Raw genomic sequence first — 18,202 nt, forward strand, 5'->3', positions numbered from 1 at the left:
TGCATGCCAACATCGGGAACGCCATGCCCGCAATGTCATGGAAGTGCCATATCCTGGAAGTGCAAGATCCTGGACACGCAAGATCCTGGACGCGCAAGGCAAACGCGCAAGGCAAGCGGCATCATGTATCTCGGGATCGATCTCGGCACCTCTGCCATCAAAATCGTTCTGGTCGACGACGCGCAGCGCGTGGTGGCGAGCCGCAGCCGGTCGCTGACGGTCAGCTCGCCACATCCCGGCCATAGCGAGCAGGACCCGGCGCAGTGGATCGAGGCCATTTTCGAGACGCTGGATGCGCTGAAGGCGGATCACGCGCGCGAATTGGCCGGCGTCGAGGGTATCGGCCTGTCGGGCCAGATGCACGGCGCAACGCTGCTCGACGCCGGCCTCGTGCCGTTGCGCCCCTGCATTCTCTGGAATGACGGACGGTCTGTCGCGGAATGCGCCGAACTGGAGCGGCGCTGGCCCGCCTTGCGGACGACGACAGGCAACAAGGCGATGCCGGGATTCACCGCGCCAAAACTGCTATGGGTCGCCAGACACGAACCGGAGATTTTCGCCGCCACCAGGCTCGTGCTGCAACCAAAGGCCTATCTGCGCCTGGTGCTGACGGGCGAAGCGATCGAGGATGTCTCGGACGCCTCGGGTTCGCTGTGGCTCGATGTTATCAGCCGCGATTGGTCGGATGAGGGGCTCGCCGCGACCGCTCTGTCGCGCCGGCAGATGCCGCGTCTGGTCGAGGGCTGCGCGCCGTCGGCACGGCTGCGGAGCGAGATGGCGCAACGCTGGGGCATGACCGGGCGGCCGATGATCGCCGGCGGGGCCGGCGACAATCCTGCGGGAGCCGTCGGCATCGGCGCCATCAATCCCGGCGCGGCCTTCATTTCGCTCGGAACCTCCGGCGCATTGCTGGTGCCGACCGACACGATCGCGGCCAACCCGGAGCGGGTCGTGCACACCTTCTGTCACGCCGTCCCCGACAGATGGATTCAAGCCGGCGCGATCCTCTCGGCGGCATCGTGCCTGGCCTGGATCGCGCGGCTGTTGGGGACCTCCGAGGCCGATCTGCTGGCGCCGCTCGGGTTGCGCCCAAACGCGCCGTCGTCCGTCAGCTTCCTGCCGTACCTCTCCGGCGAACGCACCCCGCATGATGACCCGGATGTGCGCGGCATGCTCGACGGGCTCAGTCACGCCACCGATCGTGACGCCATCGTGCAAGGCGTGCTCGAAGGCGTTGCTTTCGCGCTCGCGGATTGCCGGGACGTGCTTGCCGAGACCGGATTGGTGATCGCTGAGGCCGATGTCATCGGCGGTGGCTCGCGGTCGCGGTTCTGGCTGTCGGTGCTGGCCAATGTCCTGAACGTCCCCGTGCATCGCTTTGCCGACGGCGAGACCGGCGCGGCGTTTGGTGCGGCGCGGCTCGGCCGCCTGGCGGTCACCGGGGAGGCGATCGATACCGTCTGCACCGCGCCACGGCGTGTCGAGACGTTCGAGCCCGACCGCGCGCTTGCGCAGGCCTATGCCGAGCGGCTCCCGGAATGGCGCCGCCTGTACCGGCCGCGGCGCTGATCGCGCACCAGATGGTGCGCGACGATGTGGCGAAGAAAAGGCATTGCGTTCGAGATCGGTTCCGCCCGGAAAAGATAAATGCGCCGCCGGACCGTTCGTCGGCATGCGGGAGCTATTGCCCTGCGCCGCGGCCTTTTGTTTAATGCGCCACGCGCCAGGGACCGAACGAGACGCGGGTGAGATTACGATGCCGCCGTCGGCGCGCCGGGGAGGTGTGATGAGCGAGCCCATCCTCGAGATGCGCCGGGTCTCCAAATCGTTCTTCAGCATCAAGGCGCTGCGCGACGTCGACCTCACCGTCTACGCTGGCGAAATCCACGCCTTGATGGGCGAGAACGGCGCCGGCAAATCCACCCTGATGAAGATACTGTCGGGCGCCTACCGGCCAGACCCGGGCAGCGAAATCCGCATCGACGGCCAGCCGGTGCAGATCAGCGGCCCGCACGGCGGCCGCGCGGCCGGCATCGCGATCATCTATCAGGAACTCTCGCTCGCCCCCAATCTGAGCGTTGCGGAGAATATCTATCTCGGTCGCGAGGTCTCCCGCGGCGGCTTGCTGGCGCGCGAGGCGATGCAGGCCGGCGTCGGTCCGATCCTTGCGCGGCTCGGCGCGGATTTCACGCCACAGACGCTGGTGGCCAATCTCTCGATGGGCCAGCGTCAACTGGTCGAGATCGCGCGCGCGCTGCATGCCCGCTCCAGAATCCTGATCATGGACGAGCCGACCACCGCGCTGTCGGCCGGCGAGAGCGAAAGGCTGTTCGCGCTGATTCGCCAGCTGCGCGCCGAAGGTCTCGCCATCATCTACATCTCGCATCGCATGGACGAGGTCTATGCGCTCGGCGACCGCGTCACCGTGCTGCGTGACGGCACGCTGGTCGGTTCGCTCGACAAGCCGGACATCCGCGCCGACGCCATCGTCCGGATGATGGTGGGACGCGACGTCTCGTCCTTCTACAAGAAGGAGCATGATCTCAAGGCGCGGCCCGGGAGCTCCCGTGCTTGCGGCCGTCGACGTCGCGGACAACAGGCGCGTCAAGGGATGTTCGCTGACGGTGCATGCGGGCGAGGTCGTCGGTCTCGCCGGCCTGGTCGGCGCCGGCCGCACCGAGCTTGCGCATCTGATCATCGGCGCCGCGCCCATGATCTCGGGCCATGTCGAGATCGAGGGCCGCGCGGTCCGCATCCGCACGCCCGGCGAGGCGCTGGACGCGGGCATTGCCTATCTCACCGAGGACAGGAAGGCGCTCGGCCTGTTTCTCGACATGTCCTGCCTCGACAACATCAATCTCGCGGTGCTGGGACGCGATGCGAAATTCGGCGGCATCCTCGACCGCGACAAGGCCCGTGACTGCGCCAAACGCGCGTTCGCGGCGCTCGGAATCCGCGCTGCCAATGTCGGCGTCCCCGCCGGCGGGCTCTCCGGCGGCAACCAGCAGAAGGTGCTGTTGTCGCGGTTGCTCGCGATCGGTCCGAAAATCCTGATCCTCGACGAGCCGACGCGCGGCGTCGACGTCGGCGCCAAGTCCGAGATCTATTCGATCATCGACAATCTCGCGAAATCGGGCGCCGCGGTTCTCGTCATCTCGTCCGACCTGCCCGAGATCATCGGCATCTGCGACCGCGTCGTCGTGATGCGCGCGGGGCGGATCGCCGGGCAGATCCGGCGGGACGCGAAATCGCCGCTCAATCAGGAGGAGATCATGGCACTCGCCACCGGAACGGAGCAGCTCGATGCCTGAGAACGGCGCTTCCTCCAACACCGTACCTGCAAAGGCCGCCCCAGCCGGGTCCGGTGTTGCCGCCGCGCAGGAGACGAAGCGGCAGCGTACGCGGATGATCATTCGCGCGGTCGGCATGCTGCCGGTGCTGCTGTTGCTGTGCATCGGCTTTCATGTCCTGTCGGACGGCCGCTTCTTCACCGGCCAGAACATCGGCATCGTGGTGCAGCAATCCGCGGTCAACACCGTGCTGGCCGCGGGCATGACCTTCGTCATCCTCACCGGCGGCATCGACCTCTCGGTCGGCTCCATCCTGGCGGCGTCGGCGATGGCCGGGTTGATCGTCTCCAAATTCCCCGATCTCGGGGCGCTGTGGTTGCCGGCCGCGGTGCTCACCGGCGCCGTTTTCGGCATCCTCAATGGCGCCTTGATCGCGCTGTTGCGCCTGCCGCCCTTCATCGTCACGCTGGGATCGTTGACCGCCGTCCGCGGTGCGGCGCGCCTGCTCGGCGCCGACACCACGGTGTTCAATCCGTCGATTCCCTATGCCTTCATCGGCAACGGCGCCGTGACTCTCATTCCCGGCGTCGTGTCGATACCCTGGCTCTGGGTGATCGCGTTGCTGGTCATCCTGGTGTCGTGGCTGGTGCTCAAGCGCACCGTGCTCGGGGTGCACATCTACGCGGTCGGCGGCAACGAGAGCGCCGCGCGGCTCGCCGGCATCAAGGTCTGGGCCGTGCTGATCTTCGTCTATGCCGTGTCCGGCCTGCTCGCGGGCCTCGGCGGCGCGATGCAGGCGGCGCGCCTCTACGCCGCCAACGGCCTGCAGCTCGGCCAGTCCTACGAGCTCGACGCCATCACCGCCGTGATTCTGGGCGGCACCTCCTTTGTCGGCGGCATCGGCTCGATCTGGGGAACGCTGGTCGGCGCGCTGATCATTGCCGTGTTGTCGAACGGCCTGATCCTGATCGGCGTGTCCGACGTCTGGCAATATGTGATCAAGGGCCTGGTGATCATCGGCGCGGTGGCGCTGGACCGCTATCGGCTGCAGGGCTCGGCCCGCACTTGAGCGCGGGGAGAGATGCAGCGGGCGCTGCGCCCTCATGTTCATTCCGTCACGGCAACTGGTCGCCGTGCCGGAGATTCAACAGACCAGGGAGGAAGCCAATGTTGAAGACGATCTCGCTTGCCGGCGCCGCGATGGCGCTCGTCCTGAGCTCTGCTCCGTCCTTCGCCAAGGAACTCAAATCGGTCGGCATTTCGCTGGGGCTCACTCGGCAATCCGTTCTTCGTCGCGTTGTCGAAGGGCGCCGAGTTCGAGGCCAAAAAGACCAATCCCAACGTCAAGATCACCACCGTCGGCTTCGAGTATGATCTCGGCAAGCAGGTCACCCAGATCGACAATTTCATCGCCGCCGGCGTCGACCTGATCCTGCTCAATCCCGGCGATCCCAAGGCGGTCGGCCCGGCGATCAAGAAAGCGCAGGCCGCCGGCATCGTCGTCGTTGCCGTCGACACCGCAGCCGAGGGCGCCGACGCCACGGTGACCACCAACAACGTCCAGGCCGGCGAGATCTCCTGCCAGTACATCGTCGACAAGCTCGGGGGCAAAGGCGACGTGATCATCGAGAACGGCCCGCAGGTTTCCGCGGTGATCGATCGCGTCGTCGGCTGCAAGAACGTGCTCGGCAAGAACCCCGGCATCAAGGTCCTGTCCAACGACCAGGACGGCAAGGGCTCGCGCGAAGGCGGCCTCACGGTGGCGCAGGGTTATCTGACCCGCTTCGCCAAGATCGACGCCATTTTCGCCATCAACGATCCGCAGGCGATCGGCACCGACCTCGCGGCGCGCCAGCAGCACCGCACCGGCATCGTCATCACCGCGGTCGACGGCGCGCCCGACATCGAAGCGGCGCTCAAGGACCCGCAGGCGGCGCAGATCCAGGCCTCCGCCTCGCAGGACCCGTTCTTCATGGCCCGCCGCGCCGTGCAGGTCGGCGTCAGCATCCTCAACGGCCAGAAGCCGGCGTCCACAGTCGAACTGCTGCCGTCGAAACTCGTGACGCGCGACAATGTCGGCGAGTACAAAGGCTGGACCTCGGACCGGACGCAGTAGCGGGCGGGAAACGGCCGGCGCCGGATGTGGCGCTGGCCGGGCTCACGTGGTGCCATGTTGGCCAGGCATGCCATGTGCGCCCCTCCGCGAACAGACGATGCGTTCAATGGGCGGTAAACCCGCCGTCCACCGGTAGCGCGACGCCGAGGACGAAGCTGGCGCCCGGACTGCAGAGCCAAAGCACGGCGGCCGCGATCTCATCGGATTCGCCAAGCCGCCCGATCGGTTGGTCGCGCATGATTTCCTTCATGGCGTCCGCCTGCTTCGCCAGCATGTCCGACACCATCGGCGTATTGATTGTGCCGGGGCAGATCGCGTTGATCCGGATACCGCGTGGCGCGTACTCCATCGCCGCACTCCTCGTCAGTCCGATGACGCCGTGCTTGGAGGCGTGGTAGGCGGCGCGGCTGGGCAATCCGACCAGACCTCCGAGCGACGAGCAATTCACGATGGCTCCGCTTCCCTGTGTCCGCATCTGTTGCAATTCGTGCTTCATGCAGGCCCAGACACCGCGAAGGTTTATTCCGTTCACCCGATCGAAGTTCTCCGCGGTCTCATCAGCGGCATCGCTCGGCGGCACCTGGATGCCCGCGTTGTTGAAAGCCATATCGAGCCTGCCGAAATGCGCCACGGCCCGCTCGATCGTGTTTGCGACCTGCGCCTCGTTCGAGACATCGCAAACCACGGACAGGACCTTTCGTCCGGCCGACGTGAGTTTTTCCGTGGCGACCTGCAGAGCCTTCTCGTTGATGTCTGCAAGAACGACGGCCGCTCCGGAGGCTGCGAAAGCTTCTACCGTCGCCAGTCCCATGCCCGAACTCGCTCCGGTCACCAAAGCGACCTGGCCGCTGAAATCATAGGTCGGATTCATCAAAACCACCTCACTTCGTTTTCGCTCCAAGCGCGATGGGCGTTGCCTGCACAAGCTTGAGCGACTTCACCATCTTCTCCACTGTCGCCTTGTATTTCTTGAAATGATCCGATCCAAGGTGGGCTTCGTAAGCCTTCCTGTCGCGATAGATCTCCAAGACCTTGACGCGGGTCGGGTCGTCTTTTTCAGCCACGGCGTAAAGCACAAGGACGCCCGGCTCTTTTCGGATCGCCGCGCCGATTTGCTCCTCGATTGCGGCCCTGTAGGCGCCCACTTGAGCGGGATCGACCTCGATCTCCGCCACCTGGACATATTGTCCGTCCGGCTCCTGGGCGACGGCGCCGCCGCCCAGCGCGACGGCGAGCATCGATGCGCCGTAGACCAGAAGCTGCTTCATGCTCATGCTTCCGTGGCCCTCGGCAGGATCCGTAGGGTCGCGGACCGCGCACGCGCACCGATCATGGGTTCGAGATAGCGGTTGCCGCAATACTTCGCGCGGTACGCCTCGTCGATCGAATCCAGAACCGGTCCGTCGACCGGTTCGAACGCCACCTCCTTGATGAGGCCGGCGGCGCGAAGTTCATCGCTGTTCCAGCCGTGCATCGTGGACCTCACTTTCGGTACTGGTCGTCGGCCACCTTCTCCATCCAATCGACGTTCTTTCCGTCGAGCGATTCCTGGATGGCGATGTGCGTCATGGCCGTTGTGGGCGAAGCACCGTGCCAATGCTTCAGACCCGGCGGAAACCAGACGACGTCGCCGGCGCGAATCTCCTCGATCGATCCGCCCTCGCGCTGCACCCATCCGAGGCCGGCAGTGACGACCAGCGTCTGCCCGAGCGGGTGCGTGTGCCAGGCGGTCCGGGCACCGGGTTCGAAGGTGACCTGACCGCCGCTCACCCGGCCCGGGTCCGGAGCCTGGAAGAGAAGGTCCACCCAGACCGATCCGGTGAACCAGTCGGAATTGCCCTTCGTCGAGGGGCGGGAACCGTTTCGCTTGATATCGATGTCCATGACTGCGTTCCGTCGCATGTTCGAATCTTCGGCGCGCGCGTCCGGCGCCGCCGATGCCGCTAAGCCGGCGACCAAGGCGATGGCTTGTCGACGCGAGTACGACGACATCGCTACCGGGACCGCTTCTCGATGACGTCCTTGACCACCGGCGCCGCCGAGAACGCGTTGGGCCAACCCGCGTAGAATGCGAGATGGCCGACGACCTCGCCGGCTTCCTCCTTGGTCAACCCGTTATCCATCGCCCGGTTCAGATGATAGGTGATCTGCGCGACCTGGCCCGTCGCGACAAGGGCGCTGACCGTGACGAGACTGCGGTCGCGCGACGCCAGCCCCGGCCTAAGCCAGAGATCGCGGAACAGCACGTCCGCCGTGTACTGGACGAGGCTGGGCGTGATCTTGCCGAACTGCTCGCCGACACGCGTCGCCCGCTGCGCCTCCGCCGCCTCGTCGAGGGGAAGCTGGGGACCGGCTGCGGGCGGAAGTTGGTCGGCGCCGATGTTGCGGCTCTTGAACACGTCCTTGGCCGCGGCGACGGCATCCATCGCGTTTGCCCACCCGGTGTAGAACGCCAGGTGCGTGATAATTTCCGACAGTTCGGCCGGCTTCACACCGTTGTCGAGCGCGAAGTTGAGATAGTACGGCAATTCGACCGTCTGATCGCGCGCGATGAGTGCGGCGACCGTAACAATGCTCCGGTCGCGCGCCGGCAGACCCGGCCGCTTCCAGAGATCGCCGAGCACGACATCCTTCGCATATCTTTCGAGGGGCGGGCGCGACGGCGCGAATGTCTTCGGTCGTGGGCATGGCTTTTACTCCTTCGATGGTTTGTTGACCGTTGGCCGCGCCGGCGACGATCGAAAGCGAAAGTACGGTCGCTGCGAGAAGCTTCATTGCTGCTGTCCTCCGATTGTTGGCGGGTTCACCATCAGCCAGGACGCGACGAACGCGGCGCAGAGTACGGTGACGGCGCTGACGAGAAACACGACATTCAGGCCGGCTCCCTTCGCGACCAATCCGAGCGCGGGGCTTGCGACCCCTTGAGCCAGGTCGAGGAAGGCGGTGTAGGCTCCCATTGCAAGACCGCGACTTTGTGCCGGCACCCGCCGGACTGCTTCGACGCCGAAGCCGGGATAGACCAGCGAGAATCCGAAACCCGTGAGTGCGGCTCCGACCAGCGCCAATTCGGGACGTACGGCCAGCCACATCAGCGCCTGGCCGGCAGTTTCGATGAGCACGCAGAACAGCGCGACCTTGGCGCCGCCGAACTTGTCGGATGCGTGGCCGAAGAAGACGCGCGCAAGGATGAACGCGACGGCGTAGGCGGTGTAGGCGAGCCAGCCTTGCGTCCAGCCACGATCGGCGAACAGCAGCGCGGCGAACGTGGTCACGGCCCCGAATCCCACACTGCCCAACGCCGAGCCGAAACCGGGGATCCGCACCGATCCGAACACTTTTGCAAACGATAAGCGGGCGCGGGGCACCGGCACGATGGCTGGAAGCGGTGCGATCAGCAGCAATGTGACGAGAGGAGCCAGTGCCGTGACGGCCGCGATGGCGGCGAAGCCGTAGCTGGCGTAGAGCGCGGAGCCGACCGGGGCTCCGATCGCGAAGGCCGCAAACATTGCGGACCCGACCCATGCGATGACCTTTCCGGTATTGCGGGCGTCGACGATCGCGAGCCCCCAACTGACGGCGGCGGTGATGATGAAGCTCTCCGCTCCTCCAAGCACGCCCCGCCCCAGCAGCAACACGGCGACCGATGCTCCGGGCGCGCCTTGGAACAGCAGCGAACACAAGTAGATCAATCCGGACGCCGAGGCCGCCAGCAGACCTGCGACAACCGCGCGCTTCGCGCCACGGCCGTCAGAATAGTGGCCCGCCCAGGGTCTCGAGATCAGCGATGCAGCGAACTGGCTGCCGGCGACGAGGCCGACCACGAAAGTGCCGAACCCCAATCCGTCATGGACGTAGAGCGGGAGCACCGGCATCGCCACGCCGATGACGAGAAAGGCGACGAAGACTGCGCCCATAATCGGCAACAGCGACACCGCGAACGGACGCGGGGCGGCGGTACCTGGCATGGCTACGACGGACATTGCCGTTCCTGCGGTTAGCTTCGCAGCCCTCGGCTGCCATCTGTGAGCCTCAAAATAGGCTCTTGGGGTCATGCGGATAAGGCGATAAAACCCAATTGGATTGATTGGAGTGACCTATAAATGGAACGTGCCGACGCGAGCGACCTACTTGCCTTCTTGGCGGTAGCGAGAGAACGCAGTTTTACCCGTGCGGCGGCGCGGCTCGCGATCAGCCAGCCGACCCTGAGCCAGATCGTCCAGGCTCTGGAGGAACGGTTGGGTGTGAGGCTTCTGAACCGCACGACCCGTAGCGTCACGCCGACCCAAGCGGGCGAGCGGCTGCTTCAAAAGATCGGACCCAAGTTCGACGAGATCGATGTCGAACTGCGAGCCCTTAGCGAGCTGCGGGAGACGCCGGCGGGAACGATCCGGCTCACCTCGACCGAGTACGCGGCGCAAGCCATCATCATGCCGGCCATGGCCAAGATCGCGCCCTATCCAGACATCAAGGTCGAAGTCATGATCGACGTTGGCCTCACCAACATCGTGGAGGCGCAGTACGACGCGGGAATCCGGCCGGGCGAACTAGTCGCGAAGGACATGATCGCGGTCCGAGTTGGTCCGGACCTGCGGATGGCCGTCGTAGGCTCGCCATCCTACTTCACGTTGCGGAAAAAACCGCGCACGCCTCAGGATCTGACGCAGCACAACTGCGTCAATCTTCACCTCCCGACGCACGGTGGGAGCCTTTACGCGTGGGAGTTCGAGCGGAACGGACGCGACGTCAACGTGCGCGTGGACGGGCAACTGGTCTTCAATAGTTCAGGCGCCCTGCTGCAGGCCGCGTTGCAGGGTCTCGGCTTGGCTTATCTGACCGAGAGTCAGGTTGAACCCTACCTTTCGAGCGGCACCCTGGTCCGGGTGTTGGCGGACTGGTGCCCTCCGTTTTCCGGGTATCACCTGTACTATCCGAGCCGACGGCAGCCGTCGCCGGCATTCACGCTGCTGGTCGACGCACTTCGATACCGAGGCAGAGCACTACGGCAGTGAAGTTATGCCGCAGCAGCCTAAGCCATTACAGGTCCAACGAAATTACAAGCGATGGGAGTCTTGGGCGGCGTCCGTTGCGGGTCCCCTAAAATAACCTCAGATTCTAGAACCAGGTAGCGCGCTCGGGCGATCAACCCGTCAATATTGCGCGGTCCGCTCGAAAATCGCGCATACAGCGCGGGCAGAACAACGAGCGTCAGCAAGGTCGCACTGATCAGACCACCGATCACCACGGTGGCCAAGGGTTTCTGCACCTCGGCTCCGGTCCCGGTTGCAATGGCCATCGGCACGAAACCCAAAGAGGCGACCAGCGCGGTCATGACGACAGGGCGCAGACGGGTAAGCGCGCCAACGACAATGGCCTCCTGCTTCGATACCCCGTCATGGATGAGCTGCCTGATAAAGCTTAACATCACGAGTCCATTGAGAACGGCGACGCCCGACAGCGCGATGAAGCCGACCGCCGCCGAAATCGAAAAGGGCATATCGCGCAGCCACAACGCCACCACTCCTCCAGTGAGCGCCAGGGGAACGGCGCTGAACACGATCAGCGCGTCGCGGGCGGAACCCAGCGCGCCCAAGAGGAGCAGGAATATCAGCCCAAAGCAGAGCGGCACAACAATCATGAGCCGTTGCCGCGCGGCGCTCAAATTCTCGAACTGGCCGCCCCAAGCCAACCAATACCCGGCAGGCAGCGCGACCTGCTCCGCGATCTTCGCTTGTGCCTCATCGACAAGCGAGCCGATGTCGCGACCGCGCACGTTGGCTGTCACCACCACGCGCCGCTTGCCGTTTTCCCGGCTGACCTGATTGGGGCCTTCGCCCACATGGAAACTCGCAAGCTGGCGCAAGGGAACGGTAACCGCCCCGGTACCCGACCCGCTTTGTGGCAGGGTGACCGGCAGATTTTCCAGCGTCAGGACTTCGCTGCGTTGCGAATCGGCAAGTCTGACAACAATCTGGAAACGGCGATCGCCCTCAAACACGAGTCCGGCCGGGCTGCCACCGATGGCGACACCGACAACATCCTGCACGTCCGCAAGGTTCAGGCCGCGACGGGCGATCTCCGCCTTGTCGATTCTGATCTCCACAACCGGCAGGCCCTGCACCTCCTCCACCTTGACGTCGGCCGCACCCTCGATTTCCTTGAGAATGGCGGCAATCTGGTTGGCCGCGCGCAGCATGGAGGAAAAATCGTCGCCGAAGACCTTCACTGCCAGGTCCGCGCGCACACCGGCAATCAGCTCATTGAAGCGCATCTGGATGGGCTGGGAAAACTCAACTTTGTTGCCGGGGGATTTGGATGCCTCAGCTTCGAGCTGCCGGATCAATTCGTCCTTGGGTATCCGCGGATCGGGCCATTCGTCCCGCGGCTTCATGATGACGTAAGTGTCCGCCGCATTCGGCGGCATCGGGTCGGCCGCCAGGTCCGGCGTGCCGACCCGGGAAAACACAAACGCAACCTGCGGCAGTTGGCTGACGGCCTTCTCGATACTGAGCTGCATTGTTTGCGATTGTGCAAGCGACGTGCTGGGAATCCGCCTGACTTCCATCACGATATTCTTCTCGTCGAGCGTTGGCGTGAACACCTGGCCAAGCCGTGCGAACAGCAGGGTGGCCCCGACGCACAGCAAAATCGCGGCGGTGATCACCGCGATGGGTGATCGTGTCGCCGCGCCAAGCGCAGGTTGATACAGCGTCTTCAAGCCGCGGACGATGAAACTCTCGGTCTCTTGCACGCGTGCGCTGACGAAGATTGCGATCATCGCCGGCACGAAGGTCAACGAAAGCACGAAAGCCGTGATCAGGGCGATGATGACCGTCATGGCCATAGGTTCGAACGTCTTGCCCTCCACGCCGGTGAAGGTCAGAAGCGGCACGTAGACGAGAATAATGATGGCTTGCCCGTACACCGTCGGTCTGATCATCTCGGTCGCGGACATCGTCACAGTGTCCAGACGCTCGCTCAGCGACATGCTCCGGCCAAGTTCGCGCTGGCGCTCCGCCATGTGGCGAAGGCAATTCTCGGCGATAATGATCGCGCCATCCACGATCAACCCGAAGTCCAACGCTCCGAGGCTCATCAGGTTCGCACTGATCCTGCCTTGCAGCATGCCGGTCGCGGTGATCAGCATCGTGACGGGAATGACGATGGCTGTCACCATTGCCGCGCGGAAATTGCCCAACAGCAGGAACAGCACCAGTACCACCAGCAGCGCCCCTTCGGCGAGGTTCGTTGCCACGGTGCGGATCGTGGCATCGACAAGTTGGGTGCGATTGAGCATCGTGCGTGCGCGAATGCCGGGCGGCAGGGTGCGGTTAATCTGGTCAAGTTTGCTCGCAGCCGCGGCCGCGACGGTCCGGCTGTTGCCGCCGACCAACATCAGGGCCGTCCCGAGCACCACCTCGCGCCCGTTCACGCTTGCACTGCCGGTTCTCAGTTCGCGGCCAAGCGCTACCTCCGCCACATCCCTGATCCGCACAGGAACGGCGTGACGCGTCGCGACGACGATTTCTTCGATATCACCGAGGTTTTCCACGCGCCCGCTGGTGCGTACCACATAGCCTTCGCCGTTACGCTCGATAATGTTCGCGCCACGGCTGACATTGTTGGCGTCGATAGCATGCACGATTTGCCCGAAAGACAGCCCGTAGGCGATCAGGCGCGCCGGATCCGGTTGCACAAGGTACTGCTTCACGTATCCGCCGATCGCGTCAGCGCCCGCGACGCCCGGCACGGTCTTCATCTGAGGACGGATGATCCAGTCCTGCACGGTCCGCAAATAGACGGTGCGCTGAAATTCGTCGGAGAGGCGCTCGCCTTCGGGGGTGAGATACGAACCGTCGCTCTGCCATCCCGGCTTACCGTCGCGGACCGAACTGGTCTCTCCGGCGGGCAGATACTCCACCGACCACCAATAGACTTCGCCGAGCCCGGTCGAGATCGGACCCGTCCGGACGTCGACGCCGGGCGGCAGGCTCGCCTTTGCTTCGGTAAGACGCTCCGCCACCTGCTGGCGCGCGAAGTAGATGTCTGTCCTGTCGGTAAAGACGGCGGTGACCTGGGCAAAACCGTTGCGCGAAAACGAACGGGTCAATTCCAGACCGGGCGTGCCGGCGAGCGCCGTTTCGATTGGAAAGGTGACCTGTTTCTCGATCTCGATAGGCGAGAGCGCGGGCGCGAGGGCATTGACCTGGACCTGGACGTTGGTCACATCGGGGACGGCATCGATTGGCAGCTTGGTGAGAGACCACGCGCCGGACAGAGCGGCAGCAAGCGTCACGAGCAGCACCAGCCACCGGCGACGCACTGATGCGGCGAGGATGTATTCAATCATCACCTCAGTCCTCGGCAGACGACTTCAGGAACTCTGCCTTGAGCAGAAAGGTGTTGGTAACGGCGATGGTCTCGCCGGCTTTCAAACCCGTCAGCACCTCGGCTAAGCGATCATCGCTCCGGCCGGTCACCACCGCGCGCTTTTCGAAACCTTCCGTCGTACGGATGAACACAGCTTTTCCAGCGCCGATCGTCTGGATGGCGTTGGTTGGCACGGCAATGGAAACCGCTTGTTCGCCGGTCGCGACCGCAGCGGTCACAAACGAACCCGGCCGCCATGCGCCGCTCTCATTGGCAACTTCCGCAACCGCGCCGCGCGCGAGTCCTTGTCGACAAGCGGAGTGATGAACATGACCTTGCCGTCGGCCTTTTCCGTGATTCCACGGGCCGCAATCGACACGGGCTGCCCCTCCTTGATCGCGGGGAGGTCGGTCGGACTCACTGCGAGTTCGACCCAGACACGATCGAGATCGACAATCACGAACAGTTCGGTCTCTAGATTATCCCGTCCGACCGCCATGCCGAGATCGACCTTGCGCTCGACCACGCGGCCTGCCATCGGCGCTCGAACCTCCTGCCGACGCAGCAGGGCTTCCGGCTCGTTTGGCAGAGCCGCGATTTCGCTTTCGCTGAGACCAAGCGCGAACAACTTCTGGCGGGCAATATTGGATTTCATTTCAGTCTGCGCAGTCAGGTTTCGGGACCTGAGAAACTGTTGTTCGGTGGATGCGCGACCTTCCCATAGCATTTTGTCGCGCTGAAATAATGTCTGCTGCAACTCATTGGTGAGGCGGGCGGCGAGGTATTCGCTTTTGGCGTCCGCGACTTCACGGCTTTCAAGGATGGCGAGCACTTCGCCTTTGATCACTGGATCGCCGATATTCTTTCGCAGCTCCGCCACAGTGCCAGAGAGTTTCACGGCGACTCTCGCGATCCGGTCGGCGACTGGGATAATTGTTCCGGGAACGATGATGCGGCGGGCGAGGATGCCGCTTTCGATCTGTGCCAGATCGATGTGCGCTTCCGTCAGTTGCTCGTCTGTCAGGCTGACGACCGCTTGCTTGTCGTCCGACGCCTTGCTGCCTTCGCCGCGCGGCTGCCCAGCAGAGTCGGGCGATTGCACGGTGCCAGGCGCAAAAGCCAATCCCGCGAACTTGCGCACAGTTTCCGGCACGCCGGATGCAAGGCTTGCAACCGCGATCCCGGCTGCAAACCCGAGGCCCGTAAACGCCAACCGCGCCACTCTCACGCGTTCGATCATTTTCGGAATCTAATAGTTGCGCTGCTGACTTGCCCTGATGAAATCGGCCGCGTTGTTGGCGCCGAAGGGTGAAGTTCGGACATCGCATGACGGATGATCTGGACGCCGCCGGAAATCCCCAGCGCGGCCATGATCGCTGCAACGATGATATCCGGCCAACCCGTGCCGGTTCCGAACACGCCCGCCGCCGCCAACAGCACGGCCAGATTACCGATCACGTCGTTTCGCGAACATATCCAGACCGAGCGCATATTGGCGTCCCCGGCCCGGTAGCGAAAAAGCAAGACGGCTACCGCAGCATTGCTGACGAGCGCCAGTATGCCAACGACGCCCATCACCTCTGCTTTCGGAAGAGTGCCGGACCACGCCTGAAAGGCCGTGATCCCGATCACCCACAAGGCGAGCACCAGCAAAGTGATGCCCTTCAAAAGCGCCGCGCGGGCTCGCCACACCAGAACCATGCCGGCGACCCCGAGGCTGATTGCGTAATTCGCCGTATCCCCGAGGAAGTCCAGCGCATCGGCCTGCAAGGAAGCCGAACCAGCCGCGATGCCGCTTCCGATCTCGGCCAGGAACATGACCCCGTTGACGCCGAGCGCAATCCACAAGACGCGGCGCCACGCGGGGTTGCTGGGCGCTGGGCCGCCAGGGGAACACGATTCGTCATTGCAGCAGCCCGCCATGCTTCATCCTCGATACTTGAACTCAGATCTTGCATCCTCTAGTGACTAGAGGAGCAAGAGAAAGGTCTCCAAAATGGGTGACGAATGTCCCATCGGCGAGGTTGCCAGACGCACCGGCCTCAAGGTTCCGACGATCCGCTATTATGAGCAGATCGGCCTCCTGCCACCTTTGCCGCGATCCGATGGCAACCGTCGCTGTTATCGTGACAGCGACATCCGGCGCCTCGTCTTCGTCCGCCACGCGCGCGAGTTGGGTTTCGAGGTCGAGGCCATCCGCACCTTGCTCGAATTGCAGGACCAGCCCGAGGGCTCCTGCCGAGAGATCGATGCGCTTGTCGGCGAGCACCTTGAGGCCGTTGACAGCAAAATTCAGCGGCTCGTCGCGCTTCGTGGCGAGCTTCAGCACATGTTAGCGTGCTGCAGAGGAGGTCGTGTGGCCGAGTGCCGCGTCATCGAATCAATTTCCAACTGCGAAGCCCCAGCCAAACTCAAGAGTTTCGCATCGTGACACTGCCCGGCTTCAATTGAGTTGTTCGGGCTGTCAAGCTACTGAATGCGACCTGGCCACGGCCCTTCAAAAGTCCGGCTACGGACGGGCCTGGGCTCCCGAGCCGCTAATATCCGCGATCGGAGTAAGCAGGCCAGACTCGCTCAATTAATTAGGATGTAACGAAAATAACGAGTGGCGGAAGTCCAGGGGGCTGCTTGTTGCAGGTCCCCGCAACCGCGTTCGTCAACAACGATTGCGATCTACGCTGGCTCGCCTTCGAGGTCTCTTCGGCAGCTCACGACAGCTCCCCAGCTAGCTTCCGCGCATCATTCAGCACGGCCCGGACCTGCCTTCATTCAGCTGGAGTTAGCCTGTGACAGCGTTGGACGGTCGATTTCGTGCCGCGGTCACCGCAATTCGTGCGCCGGCCAAGGACGTGCTGCGATACGCTTAGTGAGGCCAGTGGCAGGGAGTCACAACGGCGGCGACGCCTGCCGGCCTTCATTCAAGGAGTTCAACCAGCGCCTCCGGAGCATCGGCGAACGCGAACGGGTTGAGGAATTGCCGCCGCCACAGGAAATTGCGGTCGACTTCCGAGAGCGCTGCCGTGTCGCATATTTCTTTCCAGAACCTCTTGATCGCCTTGATCTGTCCCGCGATGAGCTTGGTCGCCTCATCGAGTCCGAGAAGGAAGAGCGGTGCGGCCTGAAGGCACACGGTGATCTGGCTCGTGCGTCGCTCGCCGGTGATGAACATCGCCTGGCTGGCCTCTCCGCCGGTCCTGACCTGCGGGCAGATGTCGTAAGCGGGCGTCAGCGAGAGTTCTTTTCCATTCCAGAACGCCGCGTGGTTCCGGGCGTGATCGTCCGTGTTGTCTTCGCGTCAACGCAATGATCCATAAATGGATCATTTGGGCCTATATGGTCCATTAATGGACCATGGATGCCCGAGATTTGGCCTCAGCCGACTGATTGTTCAGTCAGGCACCGACTTCATCTCGACCAGCAGCTTCTGCGTCTCGCCCAGCAACGCCCGGATCGCCCGTCGTTCCGCAATCCCGTCCTGCGTGAATGCGCCGTGCGTCCGCGCATTCTGATTTCCTTTCGGCGCGCCTGACCTCCGTGCGCCGCCGTGCATGCGGCAGCGGGCCTTGCCTTGCACTGCCGGTGCGCGGCAGGTGGTGCCGCTGCGCGTCTCGGCGCCACAGCGCGGGCTCGTCGTCATCGCGCTCGTGTTGCGGATGTGATTGCAGCTCATGCGCTGGCGCATTGTCCGGATTCGGCCTCGCGCGGCGGGACCGGTCCTGCATCTGTCGCAGCGCCCGGCTCCGCGACGATCATGCTCGCGTGTTGGGTAACGTTGCCCACGATCGCTCTGCCGCCGTCCTGCACCGACAAATTCCGGACCGTGATCGCGCGCTCGCCGTTGTTGCGGTGGCGGCTGAGTGCCTCGATCTGGCTTGCGAAGGTGCGGGTCAGCCGGGTCAATGCGCGTGTGATGCTTTCCTGCTGCTGGACGTCGCCGCTGCAGGCGAGGCGGCAGGCTGAGCGCATCGCCGCCGTGTGAACGGACACCATCTGCACTGCGAGCATGGCTTCGATCGAATCCTTCGGTGCGATGCTCTTCACCATCGAGATCATGAAGGCGAGATTGGCTTCATCGGGCTCTCGTCCGATCGCGCTGGCCTTCACCAATTGCCTCAGCAGACCATGTAGCGCGTCGCGGTCGGCGGCGCCGAGCGCCTCGGCGAGCAGGCGTTCGCCGGCTTGCGGGTCGGTATGGTGGATCACAATCCGCCGCTTGTAGAGTTTGATCCGCGGGTTGGCGGCAAGGCCGCTGAGATCGTTTGCCGCAACCGGCAGCGTGCCGTGGCGTTTCGCTGATGTCGTCATGTGTTGTCCTTTGCCGGCGCGGGCTCATGGCGCGCGAAATCAATCGCTCGCTTGCTGCGCGCTTGGGCGATTTTCGAGATGTCGATGAAGGGCTTACGCGCAATCGCCGCTAGGCGCCCCGTGG

Annotated in this window: 16 protein-coding genes and 4 pseudogenes; 6 read left to right on the plus strand and 14 right to left on the minus strand. The window is 63.9% G+C overall.

The features are described 5' to 3' along the window. Nucleotides 1–123 precede the first annotated feature (123 nt). The 3 genes and pseudogenes from xylB (at nucleotide 124) to ACVWW3_RS03925 (ending at nucleotide 4,359) form a co-directional block, all read left to right on the plus strand. Nucleotides 124–1,569: a xylulokinase gene (gene xylB, locus ACVWW3_RS03915; RefSeq protein WP_456650871.1), complete on the plus strand. Its 1,446-nt coding sequence runs from the start codon at nucleotides 124–126 to the stop codon at nucleotides 1,567–1,569. 217 nt (nucleotides 1,570–1,786) lie between these two features. After that, nucleotides 1,787–3,311, plus strand: a pseudogene (locus tag ACVWW3_RS03920) (sugar ABC transporter ATP-binding protein). After that, on the plus strand, nucleotides 3,304–4,359 hold the full coding sequence (locus ACVWW3_RS03925) for an ABC transporter permease subunit (protein ID WP_247348171.1): 1,056 nt from the start codon (nucleotides 3,304–3,306) through the stop codon (nucleotides 4,357–4,359). Before ACVWW3_RS03920 ends, ACVWW3_RS03925 begins: the two are co-directional and overlap by 8 nt. Before the next feature lie 46 nt (nucleotides 4,360–4,405). Here ACVWW3_RS03925 and ACVWW3_RS03930 read toward each other — a convergent pair whose 3' ends face one another. After that, nucleotides 4,406–4,549 carry a hypothetical protein gene (locus ACVWW3_RS03930; protein ID WP_456672454.1) on the minus strand — a complete coding sequence of 48 codons (144 nt, stop codon included), beginning with the start codon at nucleotides 4,547–4,549 and terminating at the stop codon, nucleotides 4,406–4,408. On the opposite strand from ACVWW3_RS03930, the pseudogene ACVWW3_RS03935 reads away from it, so the two are divergent. Beyond that, nucleotides 4,491–5,406 (plus strand): annotated as a pseudogene (locus ACVWW3_RS03935) (ABC transporter substrate-binding protein). The gene ACVWW3_RS03930 and the pseudogene ACVWW3_RS03935 overlap by 59 nt on opposite strands. A gap of 103 nt (nucleotides 5,407–5,509) precedes the next feature. Here ACVWW3_RS03935 and ACVWW3_RS03940 read toward each other — a convergent pair. From ACVWW3_RS03940 to ACVWW3_RS03965, 6 genes and pseudogenes are all read right to left on the minus strand, one after another. Next, nucleotides 5,510–6,277, minus strand: coding sequence for a glucose 1-dehydrogenase (locus tag ACVWW3_RS03940; RefSeq protein WP_456650869.1), 768 nt, complete (start codon nucleotides 6,275–6,277; stop codon nucleotides 5,510–5,512). 10 nt (nucleotides 6,278–6,287) lie between these two features. Continuing rightward, a complete protein-coding gene (locus tag ACVWW3_RS03945; RefSeq protein WP_456671875.1) occupies nucleotides 6,288–6,644 on the minus strand; it encodes a putative quinol monooxygenase in 357 nt (118 codons plus the stop codon). Nucleotides 6,645–6,676: 32 nt separating this feature from the next. Next, the gene (locus ACVWW3_RS03950) at nucleotides 6,677–6,880 is read right to left on the minus strand and encodes a DUF2255 family protein (protein WP_456650867.1); all 204 of its coding nucleotides are present in this window, start codon (nucleotides 6,878–6,880) and stop codon (nucleotides 6,677–6,679) included. Nucleotides 6,881–6,888: 8 nt separating this feature from the next. Then, nucleotides 6,889–7,284, minus strand: coding sequence for a (R)-mandelonitrile lyase (locus ACVWW3_RS03955; RefSeq protein ID WP_456652068.1), 396 nt, complete (start codon nucleotides 7,282–7,284; stop codon nucleotides 6,889–6,891). A 116-nt stretch (nucleotides 7,285–7,400) separates the two neighbouring features. Next, a pseudogene (locus tag ACVWW3_RS03960) lies at nucleotides 7,401–8,181 on the minus strand (carboxymuconolactone decarboxylase family protein). Next, complete coding sequence (locus ACVWW3_RS03965) at nucleotides 8,178–9,386, minus strand: arabinose transporter (protein ID WP_456650865.1); 1,209 nt, start codon at nucleotides 9,384–9,386, stop codon at nucleotides 8,178–8,180. Before ACVWW3_RS03965 ends, ACVWW3_RS03960 begins: the two are co-directional and overlap by 4 nt. A gap of 120 nt (nucleotides 9,387–9,506) precedes the next feature. On the opposite strand from ACVWW3_RS03965, the gene ACVWW3_RS03970 reads away from it, so the two are divergent. Beyond that, entirely contained in the window at nucleotides 9,507–10,415 is a 909-nt protein-coding gene (locus ACVWW3_RS03970) for a LysR family transcriptional regulator (protein ID WP_456671876.1), read from the plus strand. Between the two features lie 17 nt (nucleotides 10,416–10,432). Here ACVWW3_RS03970 and ACVWW3_RS03975 read toward each other — a convergent pair whose 3' ends face one another. From ACVWW3_RS03975 to ACVWW3_RS03990, 4 genes are read right to left on the minus strand one after another with little or no spacing between them, the layout of a single operon-like run. After that, nucleotides 10,433–13,753 carry an efflux RND transporter permease subunit gene (locus tag ACVWW3_RS03975; RefSeq protein WP_456671877.1) on the minus strand — a complete coding sequence of 1,107 codons (3,321 nt, stop codon included), beginning with the start codon at nucleotides 13,751–13,753 and terminating at the stop codon, nucleotides 10,433–10,435. Between the two features lie 4 nt (nucleotides 13,754–13,757). Further along, on the minus strand, nucleotides 13,758–14,012 hold the full coding sequence (locus ACVWW3_RS03980) for a hypothetical protein (RefSeq protein ID WP_456671878.1): 255 nt from the start codon (nucleotides 14,010–14,012) through the stop codon (nucleotides 13,758–13,760). Next, on the minus strand, nucleotides 14,009–15,013 hold the full coding sequence (locus tag ACVWW3_RS03985) for an efflux RND transporter periplasmic adaptor subunit (protein ID WP_456650862.1): 1,005 nt from the start codon (nucleotides 15,011–15,013) through the stop codon (nucleotides 14,009–14,011). Before ACVWW3_RS03985 ends, ACVWW3_RS03980 begins: the two co-directional genes overlap by 4 nt. Further along, a complete protein-coding gene (locus ACVWW3_RS03990) occupies nucleotides 15,010–15,621 on the minus strand; it encodes a cation transporter (RefSeq protein ID WP_456650861.1) in 612 nt (203 codons plus the stop codon). Before ACVWW3_RS03990 ends, ACVWW3_RS03985 begins: the two co-directional genes overlap by 4 nt. Before the next feature lie 148 nt (nucleotides 15,622–15,769). Between ACVWW3_RS03990 and ACVWW3_RS03995 the strand changes: the two genes are divergently transcribed. Continuing rightward, nucleotides 15,770–16,204 carry a MerR family transcriptional regulator gene (locus tag ACVWW3_RS03995; RefSeq protein WP_456650860.1) on the plus strand — a complete coding sequence of 145 codons (435 nt, stop codon included), beginning with the start codon at nucleotides 15,770–15,772 and terminating at the stop codon, nucleotides 16,202–16,204. 483 nt (nucleotides 16,205–16,687) lie between these two features. Here the strand turns inward: ACVWW3_RS03995 and ACVWW3_RS04000 are convergent. The 3 genes and pseudogenes from ACVWW3_RS04000 to ACVWW3_RS04010 all read right to left on the minus strand — a co-directional run. Beyond that, a pseudogene (locus tag ACVWW3_RS04000) lies at nucleotides 16,688–17,047 on the minus strand (HipA domain-containing protein); the annotation flags it as partial. A gap of 114 nt (nucleotides 17,048–17,161) precedes the next feature. After that, nucleotides 17,162–17,443, minus strand: a complete 282-nt coding sequence (locus ACVWW3_RS04005; protein ID WP_456650859.1) for an HGGxSTG domain-containing protein — start codon at nucleotides 17,441–17,443, stop codon at nucleotides 17,162–17,164. Further along, nucleotides 17,440–18,078, minus strand: a complete 639-nt coding sequence (locus ACVWW3_RS04010; protein ID WP_456650858.1) for a hypothetical protein — start codon at nucleotides 18,076–18,078, stop codon at nucleotides 17,440–17,442. Before ACVWW3_RS04010 ends, ACVWW3_RS04005 begins: the two co-directional genes overlap by 4 nt. Nucleotides 18,079–18,202: the final 124 nt, after the last annotated feature.

Source organism: Bradyrhizobium sp. LM2.9 (genome assembly GCF_054056555.1).

Coding starts and splice junctions, on each gene's coding strand:
- ACVWW3_RS03975 (WP_456671877.1), bottom strand. CDS start 13,753: ATGATTGAATACATCCTCGCCGCATCAGTGCGTCGCCGGTGGCTGGTG.
- ACVWW3_RS03930 (WP_456672454.1), bottom strand. CDS start 4,549: ATGCCGACCGATTTGAGTTCCTTGGCGAAGGACGGAGCAGAGCTCAGG.
- ACVWW3_RS03950 (WP_456650867.1), bottom strand. CDS start 6,880: ATGCACGGCTGGAACAGCGATGAACTTCGCGCCGCCGGCCTCATCAAG.
- ACVWW3_RS03965 (WP_456650865.1), bottom strand. CDS start 9,386: ATGTCCGTCGTAGCCATGCCAGGTACCGCCGCCCCGCGTCCGTTCGCG.
- ACVWW3_RS03970 (WP_456671876.1), top strand. CDS start 9,507: ATGGAACGTGCCGACGCGAGCGACCTACTTGCCTTCTTGGCGGTAGCG.
- xylB (WP_456650871.1), top strand. CDS start 124: ATGTATCTCGGGATCGATCTCGGCACCTCTGCCATCAAAATCGTTCTG.
- ACVWW3_RS03995 (WP_456650860.1), top strand. CDS start 15,770: ATGGGTGACGAATGTCCCATCGGCGAGGTTGCCAGACGCACCGGCCTC.
- ACVWW3_RS03985 (WP_456650862.1), bottom strand. CDS start 15,013: ATGATCGAACGCGTGAGAGTGGCGCGGTTGGCGTTTACGGGCCTCGGG.
- ACVWW3_RS04010 (WP_456650858.1), bottom strand. CDS start 18,078: ATGACGACATCAGCGAAACGCCACGGCACGCTGCCGGTTGCGGCAAAC.
- ACVWW3_RS03940 (WP_456650869.1), bottom strand. CDS start 6,277: ATGAATCCGACCTATGATTTCAGCGGCCAGGTCGCTTTGGTGACCGGA.
- ACVWW3_RS03945 (WP_456671875.1), bottom strand. CDS start 6,644: ATGCTCGCCGTCGCGCTGGGCGGCGGCGCCGTCGCCCAGGAGCCGGAC.
- ACVWW3_RS03925 (WP_247348171.1), top strand. CDS start 3,304: ATGCCTGAGAACGGCGCTTCCTCCAACACCGTACCTGCAAAGGCCGCC.
- ACVWW3_RS04005 (WP_456650859.1), bottom strand. CDS start 17,443: ATGAGCTGCAATCACATCCGCAACACGAGCGCGATGACGACGAGCCCG.